Source organism: Rothia amarae (assembly GCF_042677725.1).
GTDB lineage: Bacteria > Actinomycetota > Actinomycetes > Actinomycetales > Micrococcaceae > Rothia > Rothia amarae.
Window position 1 is genome coordinate 1 of record NZ_JBHUCN010000001.1, and the last position, 18254, is coordinate 18254.

Annotated in this window: 17 protein-coding genes; 16 read left to right on the forward strand and 1 reads right to left on the reverse strand. The window is 53.2% G+C overall.

Going from position 1 to position 18254, the window contains the following annotated elements:
• Positions 1-160: 160 nt before the first annotated feature.
• A complete protein-coding gene (locus ACFR81_RS00005; protein WP_068172299.1) occupies positions 161-1285 on the forward strand; it encodes a CAP domain-containing protein in 1125 nt (374 codons plus the stop codon).
• Positions 1286-1461: 176 nt separating this feature from the next.
• Here the strand turns inward: ACFR81_RS00005 and dacB are convergent, their stop codons facing one another.
• Positions 1462-2880 (reverse strand): D-alanyl-D-alanine carboxypeptidase/D-alanyl-D-alanine endopeptidase, encoded by a 1419-nt coding sequence (dacB, locus tag ACFR81_RS00010; protein WP_343876487.1) that lies wholly within the window; start codon positions 2878-2880, stop codon positions 1462-1464.
• A 137-nt stretch (positions 2881-3017) separates the two neighbouring features.
• Here dacB and ppa point away from each other — a divergent pair, with 137 nt between their 5' ends.
• The 15 genes from ppa to lysS all read left to right on the forward strand — a co-directional run bounded on the left by ppa (position 3018) and on the right by lysS (position 18232).
• Positions 3018-3539, forward strand: coding sequence for an inorganic diphosphatase (gene ppa, locus ACFR81_RS00015; RefSeq protein WP_068172293.1), 522 nt, complete (start codon positions 3018-3020; stop codon positions 3537-3539).
• A 212-nt stretch (positions 3540-3751) separates the two neighbouring features.
• Complete coding sequence (locus ACFR81_RS00020) at positions 3752-4897, forward strand: zinc-dependent metalloprotease (RefSeq protein WP_343876488.1); 1146 nt, start codon at positions 3752-3754, stop codon at positions 4895-4897.
• Positions 4897-6069: a tRNA lysidine(34) synthetase TilS gene (tilS, locus tag ACFR81_RS00025; RefSeq protein WP_343876489.1), complete on the forward strand. Its 1173-nt coding sequence runs from the start codon at positions 4897-4899 to the stop codon at positions 6067-6069. The genes ACFR81_RS00020 and tilS overlap by 1 nt, the downstream gene beginning before the upstream one ends.
• Before the next feature lie 279 nt (positions 6070-6348).
• A complete protein-coding gene (gene hpt / locus ACFR81_RS00030) occupies positions 6349-6900 on the forward strand; it encodes a hypoxanthine phosphoribosyltransferase (protein ID WP_068172283.1) in 552 nt (183 codons plus the stop codon).
• A gap of 328 nt (positions 6901-7228) precedes the next feature.
• The gene (ftsH, locus tag ACFR81_RS00035) at positions 7229-9280 is read left to right on the forward strand and encodes an ATP-dependent zinc metalloprotease FtsH (protein WP_238398062.1); all 2052 of its coding nucleotides are present in this window, start codon (positions 7229-7231) and stop codon (positions 9278-9280) included.
• Entirely contained in the window at positions 9280-9849 is a 570-nt protein-coding gene (gene folE, locus ACFR81_RS00040; RefSeq protein WP_343876490.1) for a GTP cyclohydrolase I FolE, read from the forward strand. Before ftsH ends, folE begins: the two co-directional genes overlap by 1 nt.
• 104 nt (positions 9850-9953) lie before the next feature.
• On the forward strand, positions 9954-10841 hold the full coding sequence (folP, locus tag ACFR81_RS00045) for a dihydropteroate synthase (protein ID WP_343876491.1): 888 nt from the start codon (positions 9954-9956) through the stop codon (positions 10839-10841).
• 349 nt (positions 10842-11190) lie between these two features.
• Positions 11191-11556, forward strand: coding sequence for a dihydroneopterin aldolase (gene folB, locus ACFR81_RS00050; RefSeq protein ID WP_068172502.1), 366 nt, complete (start codon positions 11191-11193; stop codon positions 11554-11556).
• Complete coding sequence (folK, locus tag ACFR81_RS00055) at positions 11547-12053, forward strand: 2-amino-4-hydroxy-6-hydroxymethyldihydropteridine diphosphokinase (protein WP_343876492.1); 507 nt, start codon at positions 11547-11549, stop codon at positions 12051-12053. Before folB ends, folK begins: the two co-directional genes overlap by 10 nt.
• On the forward strand, positions 12050-12580 hold the full coding sequence (locus tag ACFR81_RS00060) for a DUF3180 domain-containing protein (RefSeq protein WP_343876493.1): 531 nt from the start codon (positions 12050-12052) through the stop codon (positions 12578-12580). The genes folK and ACFR81_RS00060 overlap by 4 nt, the downstream gene beginning before the upstream one ends.
• Before the next feature lie 137 nt (positions 12581-12717).
• The gene (locus ACFR81_RS00065; protein ID WP_343876494.1) at positions 12718-13272 is read left to right on the forward strand and encodes a PH domain-containing protein; all 555 of its coding nucleotides are present in this window, start codon (positions 12718-12720) and stop codon (positions 13270-13272) included.
• Positions 13272-14741 carry a PH domain-containing protein gene (locus ACFR81_RS00070; RefSeq protein WP_343876495.1) on the forward strand — a complete coding sequence of 490 codons (1470 nt, stop codon included), beginning with the start codon at positions 13272-13274 and terminating at the stop codon, positions 14739-14741. Before ACFR81_RS00065 ends, ACFR81_RS00070 begins: the two co-directional genes overlap by 1 nt.
• Before the next feature lie 51 nt (positions 14742-14792).
• Positions 14793-15713 carry a Rossmann-like and DUF2520 domain-containing protein gene (locus tag ACFR81_RS00075; RefSeq protein WP_343876496.1) on the forward strand — a complete coding sequence of 307 codons (921 nt, stop codon included), beginning with the start codon at positions 14793-14795 and terminating at the stop codon, positions 15711-15713.
• 40 nt (positions 15714-15753) lie between these two features.
• Positions 15754-16674 carry a pantoate--beta-alanine ligase gene (panC, locus tag ACFR81_RS00080; RefSeq protein WP_233126048.1) on the forward strand — a complete coding sequence of 307 codons (921 nt, stop codon included), beginning with the start codon at positions 15754-15756 and terminating at the stop codon, positions 16672-16674.
• A gap of 100 nt (positions 16675-16774) precedes the next feature.
• Positions 16775-18232: a lysine--tRNA ligase gene (lysS, locus tag ACFR81_RS00085; RefSeq protein WP_145174246.1), complete on the forward strand. Its 1458-nt coding sequence runs from the start codon at positions 16775-16777 to the stop codon at positions 18230-18232.
• The last annotated feature ends 22 nt before the right edge of the window (positions 18233-18254 follow it).

Consider the following 18254-nt stretch of genomic DNA (forward strand, 5'->3'; position numbering starts at 1 on the left):
ATTTGCGGGTGTTTGCGGTGGTTCGGGGGTTGGTGTTTTATGCGGCTGGGAGGACTTTTGAATAAGCCTCGTTGATTGGGATTTAGATAACGATTCTATAAAGTTGTGTCTGCACAGCTTCATTTCTCCCCCTACCAGAAAAGCTCGGAGACGCGATTTTATGTCAAAAAATACTATGAACCAGATAGGTTCCTTCTCTCTATCCCGCCGCCACGCAGGGCTTGCCGCCCTCGTCGGACTGGGAACCCTCGCCGTGAGCTCGGCAGCGCAGGCATCATCCAGCGATATTCGAACCGTCAGCGCGCAGTACCGTGCCTCCGACGCGCAACGACTACTCGACCTCGTTAATGAATACCGTGCCGAACATGGGCTGGGCGCTCTTCGCCACTCGGCTACTGTTGCCTCGGTGATGGATAATGAAGCGAAACGACAGTTTGACCAGGGCTTTTTCTCCCACGGCACTGAATTTCTCAACAACCCTCAGGTTCAGGGCTACTCTTTCGTACGCGAAGTCATCGCACTTTCCTATAACGACGACATCAGCCAGCTTCTAGCTTTCTGGAAGAGCTCACCGGCTCATAACGCCGCTATCCTCGCTCCGTCTGCTAACACCTGCGGCATCGGCCTGTGCTACGGCTACGGCAACAACCTGCCCTGGCGCGTCTTGGGCAACATGGGCATTTACCGCTACGACACCGACGGTCCCTCGGATATTCAGAACACCGTCTCTGGCGCCAGCACAGCGGTGCAACCTAGCGGCTTTAAGGTTCGCGATGGCATTGCTGCCGGTTACTACCGCGACGGTGGAGCGGCCCGATTCGGTGAGCCCACCATGAACGAACGTGGCGGACTGGTCGACGACGGCGCCTGGCAGAACTTTAACAAAGATGGCAACACTACCACCTTCATGTGGTCTAACTACACCGGTGCGCACCCAGTATTTCGCCAGGGCGCTATCGGTCGATTCTGGATTAACAATGGCTGCGAAAACACACTGGGTTATCCCACGATGGCAGAGCAGGGTGGACTGGTCGACGGCGGTTACTACCAGGTCTTCAACAAAAGTGGAGCACGTTCGAAGGTTCTGTGGAGCCCCGCAACCGGTGCGCATGCGGTCTTTGAAAACGGCGCAATTGGTGCTGAATTCGCGCGCCGCGGATTTGAAAACGGCGTAGGGTACCCCACCACTGAGGAATACTGGGACGGCATTTTCGTCCGCCAGAACTTCAGCGGCGGCCAGGTTATTTCTTGGAACTCATTCACCGGCGCAGTTTCTGTAGCCTAAGTTCTCATAAGGGTACTCATTGGTGAGAGCTCAGCCAGCACAGCAGTAAGGTGAACTGGCTGGGTCTGGCATGAATCGTTTCTGCGAGCTCTTGCGAGCCAGACGAGAAGGTTAGTTCACCGTTGCTGTGCTGGCTGAGCTAACTAGAACCAATTGATTACCTTTACTCCTGAGTCTTAATGGTTGGTGACTACCGCTACTGACCTGTCGATTGCGTTTTTTGCCTGGGCGGTATCTGTGACATTGTTCGTGATGAACGAGTAAATGAGAACTTGCCCGTTGTCTCGCTCGGTGTAACCGGTGAGGGCAATAACTTTGTTGAGCGTTCCCGTTTTGCCTCGGGCGTACCCTCGGGCGGCGGCTTCGGCGGAATCATCAAACCGTGATTCGAGGGTTCCGCTTCCGCCGGCAACGGGGAATCCGCTGAGCGCAGCACTCAGGCCGTTCTCACCGTTGACCATTGCGCGGACGATTTGAGTGAGGGTTTCATGGGTGACTTTATTGTCCATGGAAAGCCCGCACAAATCGGTTTGAGCAAGACCTGCGGTAGAAATCCCGTCGGCTTCTAAAGTAGATCGTACTAAATCTTTGGCGGCCTGTTCGGAGCCTTCTTTGCCGGCGGCTACCGCAGCATTTCTGCCCAAGGCCTCGGCGAGCATGTTGTCTGATTCTTGCATCATATAGGCAGCCTGCTCGCTGACGGTCGCAGACTCTACAGCGGCAACAGTGGCGGCGCCGTCGTCCGCCTTTTTCTCCTTGCCCAAGGTGAAAGTGATGCCTTGTTGAGCGCCTAGTTCGTTGAGGGTATCGAGCAGGTGCTGCTGTACTTCTTGGGCTGGCTGAATAGGGCGGTTGGTGGTAGAACGTCCGTCTGCGCCCGGTGAATAATGCGAGTAAAAAGCAACAGGAGCCAGGTTGTTCACAAACCCTGCGTCTATATCTTCCTGCGCCCACGCGCTATTGATAGCTGGGCCAGAATAAAGCGACGTATCCAGGTTGAGAACAAAGTTTTTCTGGTCTTGCTGTGCCAGGGCATCGATAGTTTTCTGCGCTAAGGTTTGCAACCCTGCATGTCCTACTACTAAATCTTCGTTGGACTTACCGGTCCCCAGCAGGGTGTCTCCACCGGCAACGAGGGTCAGGGTATTCTCCGCTTGCTTGACGGCGGTGGTGTAGCGAGCTGCAGGATCCGCGTGACGCATTAGCGTATAGTCGGTGAGAATTTTGAAGTTAGAGGCAGGAATCCTCGCCGCATCTGCACGGTGGGAGTAGAGCAATTCGCCGGTGGCGGCGTCGGTCACAGTGCCCGATATGTTGCCCGCATTAAAAGATTCTGCGATGGGTTTCAGCTGAGTATCTAGAGCACCTGCGGTTAAGGTTTGAGTTGCCGTAGGAGTCGCTGCGCCGCTGGGAGCAGGAGCGGAGAACGACGGGTCTGCGCCGTCTTGAATTTCTTGAGCCTGCTGAATGTGCGGAAAAGCCCACGCCCCGGTAGCTATGGCGCCAGCGGTAAGGAGAGCGGCAATTCCCCATCCCGATCTGGACGAACGCGCGGAGGAAGAACGAGAAGATGAAGCCGGGGTATCAGCTGACAAGGGGGATTTACCTCCGAAAGCGTCAATTCAGTTGAAAAACTGCGAGGAACAAAGGGTACTGAGATAGACTGTACACCGAATGGTCGGGAGCAATTCAAACAATTGCTCTCATTTCATACGCACCTGAAAGGACTCTTATGGAACTCGATGTCACTATTGAAATTAACCGTGGCTCACGCGTTAAGTACGAAATCGACCACGAAACCGGCCGCCTGCGCCTGGACCGTGTGCTCTTTACTTCTATGCAGTACCCCACCGCTTACGGCTACTTTGAAGATACCCTGGGCGAAGATGGCGATCCACTGGACGCCATGGTTCTGATTAACGATGAGCTCGTACCCGGCGTTCTCGTTGAGTCACGCCCCGTCGGCGTTTTCAACATGACCGATGAGGCTGGTGGCGACGCTAAGGTTCTGTGCGTTCCTTCTGACAAGCGCTACGACGAAATCAAGGAAATCGAAGATATCCAGGAGCACGTCAAGGCTGAAATCGCTCACTTCTTTGAGCGCTACAAGGATCTTGAGCCCGGCAAGTGGGTTAAGGCTGAAGGCTGGGAAGGCCGCGAAACCGCTGAGCGCCTCGTTCGTGAAGCTCAGGAGCGTTTCAAGGAATCTCACTATGAGACAGCTGCTGAAGCTGAAGCTGACGACAAAAACTAAGATGTAGCTGATATGTAAAGCCGGTGAAGCAGAGAAATTTGCCTCACCGGCTTTTCGTTTGTCTGAGAGCTGCATCTTCGAAACGGGGTAAAAAAGTACACAGTTTCAGCTTAAATACACTCTCTAGCTTGTATTTATGCCGAAACTTTGTACTTTTTGCGAAAATCCAGAGACGCTCATCTTTTGGAACAAGCACCAGTAGACTGGGATAGATGACTTCTGCGAATATAACTCCTCAGTCCCAGGGCACTTCTTCCATTATCCGATGGGAAACTGCCGCGAAAGTAGCTAAGAACTTGGCTCCGGCTGGCCCTAAGGTAAAACCGGCGGACATGCGTGCCGCCGTCGAGAGCATGCGCTACGCTACCGTGGCTTCAGTAGATTACGTCTACGAGATTACCGGGCTTGAAGCTGCTCATAACCTGCGAGATTCCGAAGTGCTTATCGTAGACCGCGCGACGTGGGCGAAGGCTAATACGCAGTCTTTCGCCGTTATGCTTGACCCGGTGGGGGATTCCCTCATGGGGCAAAAATTTGCAGAGATGACTGACTCGCAAAAGAACCTGGCATCTGTTGCTGGCTCAACTGAGCTCGGCGGGGTGCTCGCTTATCTTTCCACTCGCGTGCTGGGTCAATATGATCCCTACGCCGCTTTAGCAGGACACGGTGCCGAAGGCGGGCGACTCATGATTGTAGCTCCCAACCTCATCCAACTTGAGCAAGAGCTCAATGTTGATCCCGAAGATTTCCGCCTCTGGGTCTGCCTCCACGAACAGACGCACCGCGTTCAGTTTGCTGCCGCTCCTTGGATGCGCGAGCATATTCTGCACCTCATGCAGGCTATGGCCGAAGAACTGGGCGCCACCAGCGAGAATCTGATGGAGCGCGCGCTGTCTGCGGCGTCATCGCTCAAGAACTCCAAAGAGAGTGATTCATCGCAGAAAACTAGCGGCGTTGAAACCGTTATGTCCGCTGAAGCCCGTGAATTACTGAGCCAGATTACCGCGGTGATGAGTCTGTTAGAAGGTCATGCCAATGTAGTGATGGATGCCGTCGATTCTTCGATTGTGCCGACCGTTCGAACCATTCGCCGCCGCTTCAACCGCCGTAGCGAAACCCAGAAAATACTCACTAAATTTATGAGCAAGCTCTTGGGCATGGACCGCAAGCTCCGCCAGTATAAAGACGGCCAAAAATTTGTTCAGTTCATCGTGGACGCGCGGGGTATGCAGCAGTTCAACCGCATCTGGGACGGCGCGCAGAACCTTCCCACCGAAACCGAAATTCATAATCCTCAGGCATGGATTGACCGCGTCTTAGGTGCAGAGATCGAATCCGCTCGCGGTGGGCAGAAATAATGCAGGACGGGCGTAAGGGTCGCCTTCACCCGGCAGTAGGTTTTGCGCGAAACGAGGTGGCAGAAGCACTTAACTCTGTGCTGGGAGACAACACCGTTGCTGCCTCCGGTAAAAAAGCACCCCGACCTGATTCTGAGCAGGAGAAAAAGCTAGTTCTCGTGGGTTGCTCGGGCGGTCCTGATTCGCTGGCGCTGGCGGCAATTAGCGCGCACTTTGCCCGCCGCGGATCGATTGCCGTAGGAGCAGTGATAGTAGATCATCAAATGCAGGAAAACTCTGCAGAAGTTGCGCGCCAAGCAGCGCAACAGTGTGCAGATCTGGGGCTTTCCCCTATTCTGATAAAAACAGTAGAGGTAGAGCATGCTTCGGAGGGGCCTGAAATGGCGGCGCGTACAGCCCGCTACGGTGCTTTTCGAGAAGCCGTGGATCAGACCAGTGCTGCCGTACTTCTGCTAGCACACACCCTCGATGACCAGGCAGAAACAGTCTTGCTCGGTCTTGCGCGAGGGTCGGGAACCAAATCCCTCAGCGGCATGCCACGGGTTCGAAACATAGATAGTCTGACCCTGGTTCGCCCTCTTTTGAACGTGCGGCGCTCACAGATTCAGCAGATTTGTGAGGCTGAGGGGTTAGAACCGTGGAACGATCCCACGAACTTTGATCAGAGTCTGATGCGTGCGAAAGTCCGCCACTCGATACTTCCCTATCTTGAAGACAACTTAGGCGGCGACGTCGCGGTATCGCTGGCACGCACCGCAGCCATTATTGGCCCTGACGCTGATTATATCGACGAGCAGGCACACCAAAAATTGCAGGACATTTCCCTGAACCTGGAACAGGTAGGGGGAGTGGAAAATCTGCGCCTCCAACAGCCGTTGCAAGACCACCAAAGAGTGCGCGTTCTTAACCGCGCGGCGCTCTCCTCCTTGCATCCGGCGCTCTTGCAACGAGTACTTTCACTAGCCGTAAAAGCTGTAGGCGGGCAGAACCCCAGCTTTGAAAGGCTCACCGCCTTGACCGCTTTCGCCGCTGAACACAGTATTGGCGGCCCCGTGCAACTTGCCGGGCATGTGAGCGTGTATCGGCGTCGTCCAGGAATAAGGATTTCTACCCCCACCGGAGAATTCGACTTGAAACAAACCGGAATTCTTGTTTTTATCGAAAATAAATAGATTTCTTTTATCCATAAGGTAGATGCACCTGACGCCCGGCACAGCGTCGGCAAGCGATCCCTCTCGCCTGAGTTCGCTGGCGCTCGCTGAGGCGATTCACGCCAGACCCAGCCAGCTTGCCTCCCGCTGCGCCGGACTGTCGGTGCAATCTTAGGGATAAACCCCGGAAGTCTCAAATGTTTAGAAAAGTACTGGCTTCCTGCTACTTTCTAGGCACAGAGAATCAACAACCGGTACACTGATTTTAGGTTCACATCTCGAGAAAGAAGACCCCAACTCGTGCAGGAAAAAGACGTACAGAACGATATCAAGCACGTTCTCTTCACCAAAGAAGAAATCGATGCAAAGATTAAAGAACTTGCAGGGCAGGTTGACCGCGATTACGCAGGCAAAGACGTCCTGCTGGTCGGTGTGCTCAAGGGCGCCATCATGGTCATGGCAGATCTTTCCCGCGCTCTGACCGCTCACTACACTATGGACTGGATGGCTGTTTCTTCTTACGGCTCCGGCACTAAGTCTTCGGGCGTTGTCCGCATTCTCAAAGACCTTGATACTGACCTCACCGGTCGTGATGTTCTGATTGTTGAAGACATCGTTGACTCAGGTCTGACTTTGCAGTGGTTGCAGCAGAACCTGCAGCACCGCGGCGCTAACTCTGTTGAAATTTGCGCTTTGTTGCGTAAGCCTAAGTCGGTTAAGACTGATGTTCAGTGCAAGTATGTTGGCTGGGATATCGAGCCTGAGTTCGTGGTCGGTTACGGGTTGGATTTCGCTGAGCGTTACCGCAACCTTGATTGCATTGCCACTTTGGCACCTCACGTATATTCCTAATTTTTAGGGTGAAAATCCCGGTGCGATTCCCCCTTGCTGCGGTGGGGTCGCACCGTAATTTTTTAGCCCGAAGTGGAACAAACGCTAACTTATAGGAAGTTTTCAGCGTTGCCTTGTACATTGGGCAAGTACATTTCGATGTGCAACTTATTCTTTCTGCCCGCATATGCAGAATGGTTAGGGCGGCGCCCGCCGTCTTTATGGAGGACTATTAGCCTTGGCGCAAAAAACTAACGACAAGAATCCCGGTGAGAAGAAGGGGTTCTTCAATAAGCTCATTTCAGGACCTTGGTTCTGGGTTATTCTTGCGGTCATTATTTTTTTCTCTATGTCGCTGAGTAGCCTATTTGGCGGTGCTAGCCGCGTAGACACCAATGTTGGTCTTCAGTTGTTGAATGACGACAAAGCGGTCAGCGCCAAGATGTATGACGGCGATCAGCGCGTCGATCTGGAGCTTAAAGACGAGTACACCAACTCTGAGGGGCGTAATCTCGGTAAGAACGTGACGTTCTACTATGTAGAGCCCCGTGCAACCGACGTCGTTAAAGCAATTGATGATGGACACCTGGATAGCTATACCGATCAACCGGTAGAGAATAACTGGTTCCTTTCAATGCTGAACCTGATTATTCCTTTCTTGCTGATTGGCGTGGTTTTCTGGTTCCTCATGTCCCGTATGGGCGGTGGCGGTTCGCAAATTATGAACTTCTCCAAGTCCAAGGCGAAGAAGTTCAATAAGGACAACCCCACGGTTCGTTTTGCGGATGTTGCAGGTGTTGACGAGGCATTGGCTGAGCTTGAAGAAGTTCGTGAGTTCCTCGCAGAGCCTGAAAAGTTCACCCGTTTGGGCGCAAAGATTCCTAAGGGCGTACTGCTCTACGGCCCTCCCGGTACCGGTAAGACCTTGTTGGCTAAGGCTGTTGCGGGTGAGGCTGGCGTACCGTTCTACTCCATTTCGGGTTCGGACTTCGTAGAGATGTTCGTGGGTGTGGGCGCTTCGCGTGTGCGTGATTTGTTCAAGGAAGCAAAATCCAACCCCTCTGCCATTGTTTTCGTGGACGAAATCGACGCCGTCGGCCGCCAGCGCGGTGTTGGCATGGGCGGCGGTAACGACGAGCGCGAACAGACCTTGAACCAGCTGCTGGTTGAGATGGACGGCTTTGATGGAACCTCCAACGTCATCGTTATTGCCGCTACGAACCGACCAGATGTTTTGGACCCCGCGCTTCTTCGCCCCGGTCGTTTTGACCGCCAGGTGGGTGTGGATGCTCCTGATCTCAAGGGCCGTCAACGCATTCTTGAAGTTCACGCTGCAGGTAAGCCTATTGACCGCCGCGTTGAGTTGTCATCGGTGGCTAAGCGTACCCCCGGTTTCACCGGTGCGGATCTTGCGAACGTCATGAACGAAGCTGCTTTGCTGACTGCTCGTGACGGCGGAAACGTGATTGACGAGCGCGCGATTGATGAGGCTATCGATCGTGTGATGGCTGGTCCGCAGCGTTCCTCACGCATTATGAACGAACACGAACGTAAGATTACCGCCTACCATGAGGGCGGTCACGCTCTGGTTGCAGCCGCCCTGCGTAATTCTGCGCCCGTTACTAAGATTACGATTCTTCCTCGTGGCCGTGCTCTGGGTTACACCATGGTGATGCCGGAGGACGACAAGTATTCCACCACCCGCCACGAACTGCTTGACCAGATGGCGTATGCGATGGGTGGACGCGCGGCTGAAGAATTGATTTTCCATGATCCTTCAACCGGTGCTTCGAACGATATTCAGAAGGCAACCGATACTGCACGCAAGATGGTCACCGAGTACGGTATGAGCTCGAAGATTGGTTCTGTGCGTTTGACTGCGCAGGAATCCGACCCATTCCTCGGCGGCGGTGGCGGAAATTCCAACAACTACTCAGACGCTTTGGCGTTGACGGTTGATCAGGAAGTTGCTGCTTTGCTTTCGGATGCCCACGATGAGGCATACGAGATTTTGCGGGATAACCGCGACGTCCTCGATCGTCTTTCCTTCGCTCTTTTGGAGAAAGAAACCCTACTGGAGAACGAACTGCGTGAGATTTTCGCTGATGTTCGCAAGCGCCCAGAGCGTAGCTACTGGTACTCCAAGGAGAATCGCGAACCTTCTGATATCCCTCCGGTAAAGGCACCTTCTGAGCTGGAAGAGGAGAAGAAGGGTAGCGTCCCTCAGGATGAGACTGAAGAAGACAGCATCGTTCAGCAGCCGGTGATTGAACCGGAAACTGGAACGGTAGAAAAGCCTGCCACCGATGTAAATCCTTCACCTGGGTTGGGCGGTAACGGCCCTTCCAACGGGGGTATCAATGGTGGGGATATTCATAATCCCTGGGGAGGAAATCTCTAATGAGCATTGATCAGCCCCGTATCGAAGCCGCTGTTCGGGAAATCCTTGAGGCAATCGGGGAGGATCCGAACCGGGACGGCTTGCAGGACACCCCTGCACGTGTAGCTCGTGCTTATGCGGAAATGTTCAGTGGTCTGCATGAGGATCCGAAGGAGCTTCTGAGCAAGACCTTCGATATCGAACATTCTGAGATGGTGCTGGTAAAGGATATTCCGTTTTACTCCACCTGCGAGCATCATCTGGTTCCTTTCTACGGAACTGCTCATATTGGGTATATCCCGGGGGAGAACGGGAAAGTTACCGGGTTGTCTAAACTGGCTCGTGTGGTTGATCTGTTTGCTAAGCGCCCTCAGGTGCAGGAGCGTATGACTACTCAGATTGTGGAGGCTCTTGAAGACAGCCTCCAGCCTGCAGGCGCAATCGTGGTAGTGGAGGGGGAGCACATGTGCATGAGTATGCGCGGCGTGCGTAAACCCGGTGTTAAGACGGTGACGAGCGCGGTGCGTGGTCAATTACGTAATGAGGCAACTCGTGCCGAAGCAATGAGCCTTATCATGAGTAAGAATTAGAGTTTCAAGTAAGTTTTACTGAGAACCCCAAAAGAGGTGGGGGCGGGCGACGCCCCGCCCCCACCTCTTTTGGTTTTAGATTCGCTAACGTCAAAGGAGAAGTTATGGCTGAAGAAATTCAAGGTTGGGGATCGTACGAGAACCTCCCCGCTGATAGAACTTTGGTGATGGGAATTTTGAACGTCACCCCTGACTCTTTCTCAGACGGCGGTCAGCACTACGGCGTTGAAGATGCCGTAGCGCACGCCCGGCAGATGATTACAGACGGCGCAGATATCATCGACGTCGGAGGCGAATCGACCCGTCCTGGATCGGTGCGTATTACTCCTGAGGAGGAGCAGCGCCGTATTCTGCCGGTCATTCGAGAACTGGCAAAAATGGGTGCGGTGATGAGTGTGGATACCCTTAACCCCGAAACGGCTCGCGCAAGTATTGAAGCCGGGGCGCACATCATTAATGATGTTTCGGGAATGAGCCTTCGCGACGACATGATTGCCGTAGCTGCTGATTTGCAGGTTCCTTACATTTTGATGCATGCTCGGGGGGACTCCAACACCATGGATTCAAAGGCCGTGTATGAAGACACTGTTTCTGAAATTTGTGATGAACTAACGGCCCTTCGTCAGCGGTTGTTGGACGGCGGTGTGAAGCCAGAAAACATCATTATTGATCCGGGCCTGGGGTTCGCGAAGTCTGGAGACCAGGACTGGGAGCTGTTAGCAGGCATCGACCGCTTGAAAGAGTTGGGTCATCCTGTGCTGATTGCCGGGTCCCGCAAACGTTTTGTTGCCGCCTTGCTAGATGCGGAGGACGATCGTCGAGCGCAGTCGCCCGGGCATCATCGCTCGCCTGCTAATCGAGATGGGGCGACCACTACCATAAGCACTATTTCTGCTCAGCAGGGAGCTTGGGCAGTACGGGTGCATAATGTGCAGCCCACTGCCGATGCCATTGCGGTGGTGGAAACCCTACGGCGGGTAGCAGAAAAATAAGTTGGCGTCATATCGGCTCTCTTTTATTTCAGCTACTGAAGTGGCTGGCGTAATTTTTTGAAATAGGAGGGAAGAAGAGAGGGGAGTTCTTGTGATATTGACCTCGCCTTTCTTCGGTGGTTCTATCTGTCCGCAAAGAATCCCCCTGATTATTGCGGGTAGAATGTGCGATTAATGAATGAGACTGCATATATTCATTCTTCAGGAATATGCCCTTGGAGTGATTAATGAGGATAATAGCGTTTAAGGATGAGCCTTTTACCCTCAAGATGGAAACAGTATAAGGAAACCAGTGACTCTCACCGAAAAATCTGCAATGTCTAGCACTTCTGTTAATCAGTATGCGCGCATGGATCGTATCACTCTGACTGGAGTGGGGGTAGTGGGTTATCACGGTGTTTTAGATTCTGAGAAGCAGTCCGGCCAGCCTTTCTTTGTAGACATTACGATGTTTACTGATTTTCAACGCGCCTCTGAAAGTGATGATGTTGAAAACACCGTGAATTATGCCGAGGTTGCAGAGTTAATTCGGGATGTCATTACCGGAGATTCCTTGGATTTGATTGAGACTCTTGCGGAAAATATTGCGCAGGCTGTTTTGGCTCGTTTTCCCTTGGAAGCTGTGGAACTTACCGTCCATAAGCCAAAGGCACCCATCGAGGTTACCTTCTCTGATGTTTCTGTCACCGTATTCAGGGAGAGAAAATGTCTGTAAAAGCTATTCTCGCGTTGGGGTCTAACCTGGGCGAAAAAGAAGAAACATTAGTGCGTGCTATCGGTGATATCTGTAGCCATGACAAAATTATGTTGCGAAAAATCTCTCCCATGGCAATTACAGAAGCAGTAGGCGGTCCGCAGGATCAGCCTGATTTCTTGAATCTTGTGGTGGAAATTGAAACGACTTTACGCCCCTTTGAACTGCTGCGTTTTTGCCAGAGCGTAGAGCAAAAGCATCACCGTGTCCGCGAGGTACGATGGGGGCCGCGCACGCTGGATATTGACATCATTGAATACGGCAGTTTAGAGATGGACGAACCTGATCTCACCCTGCCTCACCCCCTAGCGGCAGAGCGGGCTTTTGTGCTGGAGCCCTGGGCACGTATGGATCCTGATGCCCAGCTTGAGGGGCAACTGGTCAGCAAGTTAGCTGAGCAGGCTGATGATTTTGACGGCATCATTGAGTTCCGAGACGCCCCGGTGGTCTGCGCATGAGCTCGCTAAAAATGCGAATTCTTCTTCTTGTGTTTGTTGTTGCTTTGGCTGCAGGGGCGTTGCTCAACGGACTGAGCGTGGGCACCGGTGGTCCTGAGCTTCAACTGCCTGCCACTGTTCTTGTGGTCAGCGTGATTTATTGCGGTATTTTGCTCTGGTTTGGCGTGCAGGTCTCTAAGTATCGGGATCGCGAAAGAAGGCAGGACGCTCGCGCTATGAATCCGCTCACCGCTGCTCGCACAGTGGTATGGGCTCAAACCGCAGCGTATGTAGGGGCGATGTTTTCTGGCTGGCATGTTGCTCTAATTTTCTATCACCTGGGGCTACTGTCCGTTCGTGCTACCTGGAACCCGGTATGGGGCGCAATCATCGGCGTTATCTCAGGTGTGCTCATGCTCGTGGTGGGAATTATCGTGGAGAACATGTGCAAAATTCCGCCGGGAGATTCTGACGACGACGGGTCGGGCTCCCTTGCCCCCAATACCGAACAAGCTAACCGAGGTCTGGCGCGGCGTCGTCCTGAATAAGCGATAGGCAAGGGCAAACGCTTCGGCTACGGCGGACAGGTTCGAGTTTTTCGTTCCTGGGGAGGATTCGCTACGCAGACGAGATTGAGACAATAGGGGCAGATAGCCTCATTCTGTCGGAACCACCGAGGAGAACAATGTCAGCATCTCTCGAAAACCCGCCTACCCGCCTGGAGAGTCCGCAACCCTCTTTGGATACGGATATCGATAGCGTTGCGTGGAAAAGGGTATCTCCTCGTTACTTGAAACTTCGTCTGGTTCAGCGCAGTATCTGGACTATCCTCTGCGTGGCTCTCAGCGCTATTCCGTTACTGGGGCACTATATTTTTCATTGGAACGTTCCCCTCTGGCTGGGGTGGGGTTTAGTTGCTCTGATGCTGCTTTGGCAAGGGGGTCTTTTTGTTCTTGTACCTCGTCAGGTGCGCTCCTGGGGATACTCTGAATATCCCGAGCACCTATTGCTGACCAAGGGTGTGCTCACTCGTTCTACTACCGCTGTACCCTACGGCCGTATGCAACTGGTGGATGTCAGTTCTGGACCTTTAGAAAACATGCTGGGGCTGGCTACGGTGGATTTAAAAACCGCTTCGGCAGGTACTAACGCGGTAATTCACGGCTTGGAACGGGATGAAGCGCACCGGCTGCGCCAGGTGTTAACCCTGCGCGGTGAAGAACGCATGGTGGCAATGTAATGAGCGAAGTCCCAGCGGAAGAAAAACAACCAAGCCTGAATTGGTGGCGCGCGCATCCGCTCTCGCCGCTGACTCAAATGTGGGTTATCTTTGCGGTTATCGTGTGGAATGTGGGAATCTCCGTGTACCAGGAATGGAATAACGCCGAGGGAGATTTTATTGTGCGAGTAGGGGAGTCTCTCTGGCAGATTATTGCAGAAAGCTCCTTTTTCTTTAAGCTCGCCATCCCGTTATTTCTGCTGGCTTTGGTTCTTATCTATTGGAGCTGGTTTGTTACTTTTTTCGCGGTGGGTTCAGACGCCGTGTATAGACGCTCGGGGCTTTTGACCAAGAAGTACCGCACGGTGAATCTTGAACGTATTCAATCTATTGATATTGTGCGGCCGTTTTTACCCCGCCTCTTGGGGCTTTCCCAAGTGACGGTGGACGTAGCTGACGGTACCGATTCAGCTTTCAAGATTGAGTACCTCAAGCACTCCGTTGCGAATGAGTTTCGCAGTAGTCTCTTGCGCAAGGTTCGAGAAGCAAAATCCGGCGGGGTGTTGGAGGTAGGTGCACAGACGGATACGGTGTCAGATCCTGCCACCACAAGAGCGGCGGATTCATCGGCTGAAGAAACGGAGTCAGCGACAACAACGGAGGAGCGCCAGCTTACCCGCCTACCGGTGGGGCGTCTGGTGCTGTCGATTCTACTGAACCTCAAGATTTGGTTCATTCTGTTGTTCACAGCGGTTTCCGTTGGCACACTCGTGTGGGCGAGCGATAATATCTGGGGCGCCATTGTCGGAAATCTAGCGATCGTCTTGATGGCGGTAACTACCGCATGGAATGAATTTAATCAGGGATTTAATTTCAGAATTTCCCACAGCTCTGAAGGGCTGAAAATTCGTAAGGGGCTCACCAACTCCACTACTCAGTCTGTCCCTACCGGCCGTATCCAAGCCTTAGAAATCAAACAGTCTCTGCTGTGGAAACGCCTGGGATGGTTCACGGTTACGATGAACGTGGCAGGATACGGGCTAGAGCTCAAAGAAGAAAGTGTTCACCGTTCAAACCTAATGCTGGTTGCCACCGAAGAGGAAATAAAAAAGGTACTGCCCCTGGTAGTTGCTCAGCGCTGGAACGCGCAGAGTGAGGTGGAGACATTCCCGCGTGTATTTTCTGGCACTATAGCTGACGACGGATTCACGCCCGCTCCGGCGTCCTCCCGCTGGTTTGACCCGCTAACTTATCGCCGCAACGGTTATCTGCTCACCCCAACTTTCTTACTCATCCGCAGAGGTCTACTGACTCGACGTCTGACTGTGGTTCCCCACGACTGCATTCAATCGGTTGAGCTCTCTTGCGGGCCACTGCAGCGCAAGACAGGGCTGGCAACGCTGAAGTTTCATTCGGTCGAAGGACAGATTACTCCGCAGGCAAAGAATATCGATCGAGACAATGCCAAGAAGCTCCTAGCTCGTTACTAAGCCACTAACACGAGTGAAGAAAATTAACCCAGAGCACGTACAATTTGCAGGATGAAGGAGGCGAGTAAAGTAGAGACCGTGAATTCTTCAAAACCAGCACGCCTGGGAATCGGAATTATTTCCGCGGGCAAAGTAGGTGCGGTACTCGGTGCTGCACTCCGAGAAGCCGGGCACGCCATCGTGGGTGTTCACGCGGTTTCAGAAGCATCACAAACACGGGCAGAAGCCCTTCTTCCAGGCGTACCCGTGTTGAGTATCCCTGAAATCGTTGAGCGCTCAGAAGTTGTCCTCCTAGCAGTTCCAGACGATGCCCTACCTGCACTCGTTAACGGATTGGCAGAAACTAACGCCTGGCAGGCTGGGCAGATTATTATTCACACCAGCGGACGCCACGGCACGAACGTCCTGGATCCAGCGCGCGAAAAAGGTGCGGTTGGGCTGGCAATTCACCCGGCAATGACATTAACCGGTCTCTCCCTCGACCTCACCCGCCTGAAGAACTGCAGCTTTGCCGTCACCGGTCCCGCAGCTTTCCTTCCCATTGCCCAAGCTCTCACCGTAGAAATGGGAGCGGAGCCAGTTATCGTTGCCGAAGGCGATAGACCGCTCTATCATGCGGCTCTAGCCCATGCCTCAAACCACCTGGTCACTATCACCGGTCAATCCCTTCAAATTCTTGAATCCATCGGCATACCCAACCCAGCCCACTACATCGAGCCCCTCTTACGAGCAGCCCTCGATAACGCCCTGGCATCAGGAGAAAATGCTCTCACAGGACCCGTCGCCCGCGGCGATTTCAACACCGTCAGAACCCACCGCGAAGAACTTCAGGGATACTCCCAAGAAGAAAAAGCAGACGACATCACCACCGCCTACCTTGCCCTAGCAAAAGCCACCGCAATCCGAGCATACGAGCGCAAAGTTCTCTCGAACGAACAATTCGAGCAAATTATCAACGCGCTCAACGGCTAAAATACTTTCTGGTACACACAACGAAAGGACCGCTCACACCGTGACTGATAGTCCCTACATCGTCCGAACAATTGACGAGCTCCAAAAACGAGTGCGTAAAGCACTGAAAAAAACCCAGCAGGAACTCAACGCTCAAGCAACCGAGGAATCACCTGCCGGGCAATCCTCTTTAGGGTTTGTACCCACCATGGGCGCTTTGCACGACGGGCACGCAACTCTTATTCGGCGCGCACGCGAGCAGAACGAGGTCGTTTTAGTCTCCGTATTTGTGAACCCCTTGCAGTTTGGTCCCAACGAAGATTTTGACCGCTACCCCCGTCAGTTGGAAAACGACGTCGCGCTCGCTACCGAAGCTGGCGCAGATATAGTTTTTGCACCTGCTGTTGAAGAGATGTATCCCGCGGGCGCTCCCCTGATTACTGTTTCCTCAGGCAAGCTTGGCACCATGTTCGAGGGCAAAACCCGCCCCGGACATTTTGACGGCGCGCTCACTGTGGTCAATAAGTTCTTCAACATTCTTACCGCAGTTCGGGGAAAGCATTCTATCTATGCGTACTTTGGACAGAAAGATGCTCAGCAGCTTTCTCTGGTTCAGCGTATGGTTCATGATTTCAACCATTCGGTGATTATTAAACCTGTTTCGATTGTGCGTGAGGATAATGGTTTGGCGCTGTCTTCTCGCAACCAATATTTGAGTTCCGAGGAGCGAGAAAACGCGCTCGTGCTATCCCGCACCCTTGCACTGCTACGTGAAAAAGAAATTACCGGTCGAATCAGCGAGAGCGATTTGGATATGGCTCGCGAAAAAATTAATTCGACTCCGGGGATCCGCCTGGACTACCTCGAAGTAGTTGACCCCATGACGTTTGAGACGCCTACGGAGAACTCGCAGCAGGTTCTTGCACTCGTTGCCGCCTATGTGGGTGAAACTCGCCTCATTGACAACATGGAACTGCACTAAAATTATTCTCTTAATCAACTTTCGATAGGCTTTATACGTGACTAAGAACGACAAGGGCGCTACGCCCGAAACCCCGACCATTTCAGACCTGTCCGAGCAGATGCAGATTCGCTTGGAAAAGCGTGCGAAACTGCTCGAATCAGGTCGTGAAGCATACCCCGTAGGTGTGCCCGTAACCCGCACGATCGCGTCAATCCGTGAGCAATATGACGGCAAGCTGGAAGCTGATGACACCACCGGTGACATCGTGGGCATTTCAGGTCGCGTGGTTTTCGTTCGTAATACCGGTAAGCTCTGCTTTGCCTCGCTCCAGCAGGGCGATGGAACCCGAATTCAGGCGATGATTTCCCTCGCTGGTGTGGGTGAAGAAGCTCTGACCGACTGGAAATCTCTCGTTGACCTGGGCGATCACGTTTTCGTACACGGTGAAGTAATTTCATCGCGCCGTGGCGAACTTTCTGTGATGGCAGATAGCTGGCAGATGGCGTCTAAGGCGTTACGTCCTATGCCTAATCTCCACAGCGATCTGAGCGATGAAACTCGGATTCGCCAGCGTTACCTCGATTTGATGGTGCGCCAGGAAGCCCGCGACATCGTCGTCAAGCGTGCAAAGATTACTCAAATGGTTCGCGACGTTCTCAACAACCACGGTTATATCGAGTTGGAGACACCCATTCTTCAGCTGGTGCACGGTGGCGCCTCGGCACGTCCGTTTGAGACCCATCTGAATGCTTTTGATCAGAACATGACCTTGCGCATTGCAACCGAGCTGTTCCTCAAGCGTGCAGCTGTGGGCGGGCTGGAACGTGTATACGAAATCGGTCGTGTGTTCCGTAACGAAGGCATTGATTCGACCCATAGCCCCGAGTTCACCACCTTGGAATGCTACGAAGCGTATGCAGACCAGTTTGTGATGGCAGAGCGTATGCAGGAAATTATTATGACCTGCGCAGATGCTTTGGGTATCTATGAAATTGAGACCGATAAGGGAACCATCGATTTGCGAGGCGAATGGAAATGGCTCTCGGTTTACCCCGGTCTTTCAGAGGCGGTAGGTCAGGAAATTACTCCTGAGACTCCCGCTGACACTCTGCGAGAAATCGCGCAGAAGCATGAGATTCAGATTGACCCGAAGTGGGACGCCGAGAAGCTGGTAGTTGAGTTGTTTGGTGAGATTGTGGAGCCTACTCTGCTGAACCCCACCTTCGTCTACGATTACCCACCGTCGGCACAGCCGTTGGCTCGCCCTCACCGCGATAAGCCGGGCGTTATCGAGGCCTGGGACCTCATTATCGGCGGTATGGAGCGCGGTACTGCATTCTCCGAGCTCATTGACCCCGTGGTGCAACGCGAGCGTTTGACCGAGCAGTCCCGCCTGGCAGCAGCTGGCGATGACGAAGCAATGCAACTTGATGAAGATTTCTTGCGTGCGTTAGAGCATGGTGCTCCTCCGATGGGCGGTATCGGTTTGGGCATTGACCGCCTGATTATGCTGTTCACCGGCGTAGGCATCCGTGAGACTATTCTCTTCCCGCTCATGAAGCCTGAGGCTGAGTAGCTAAAAGTCTGAGAGAGAAAAC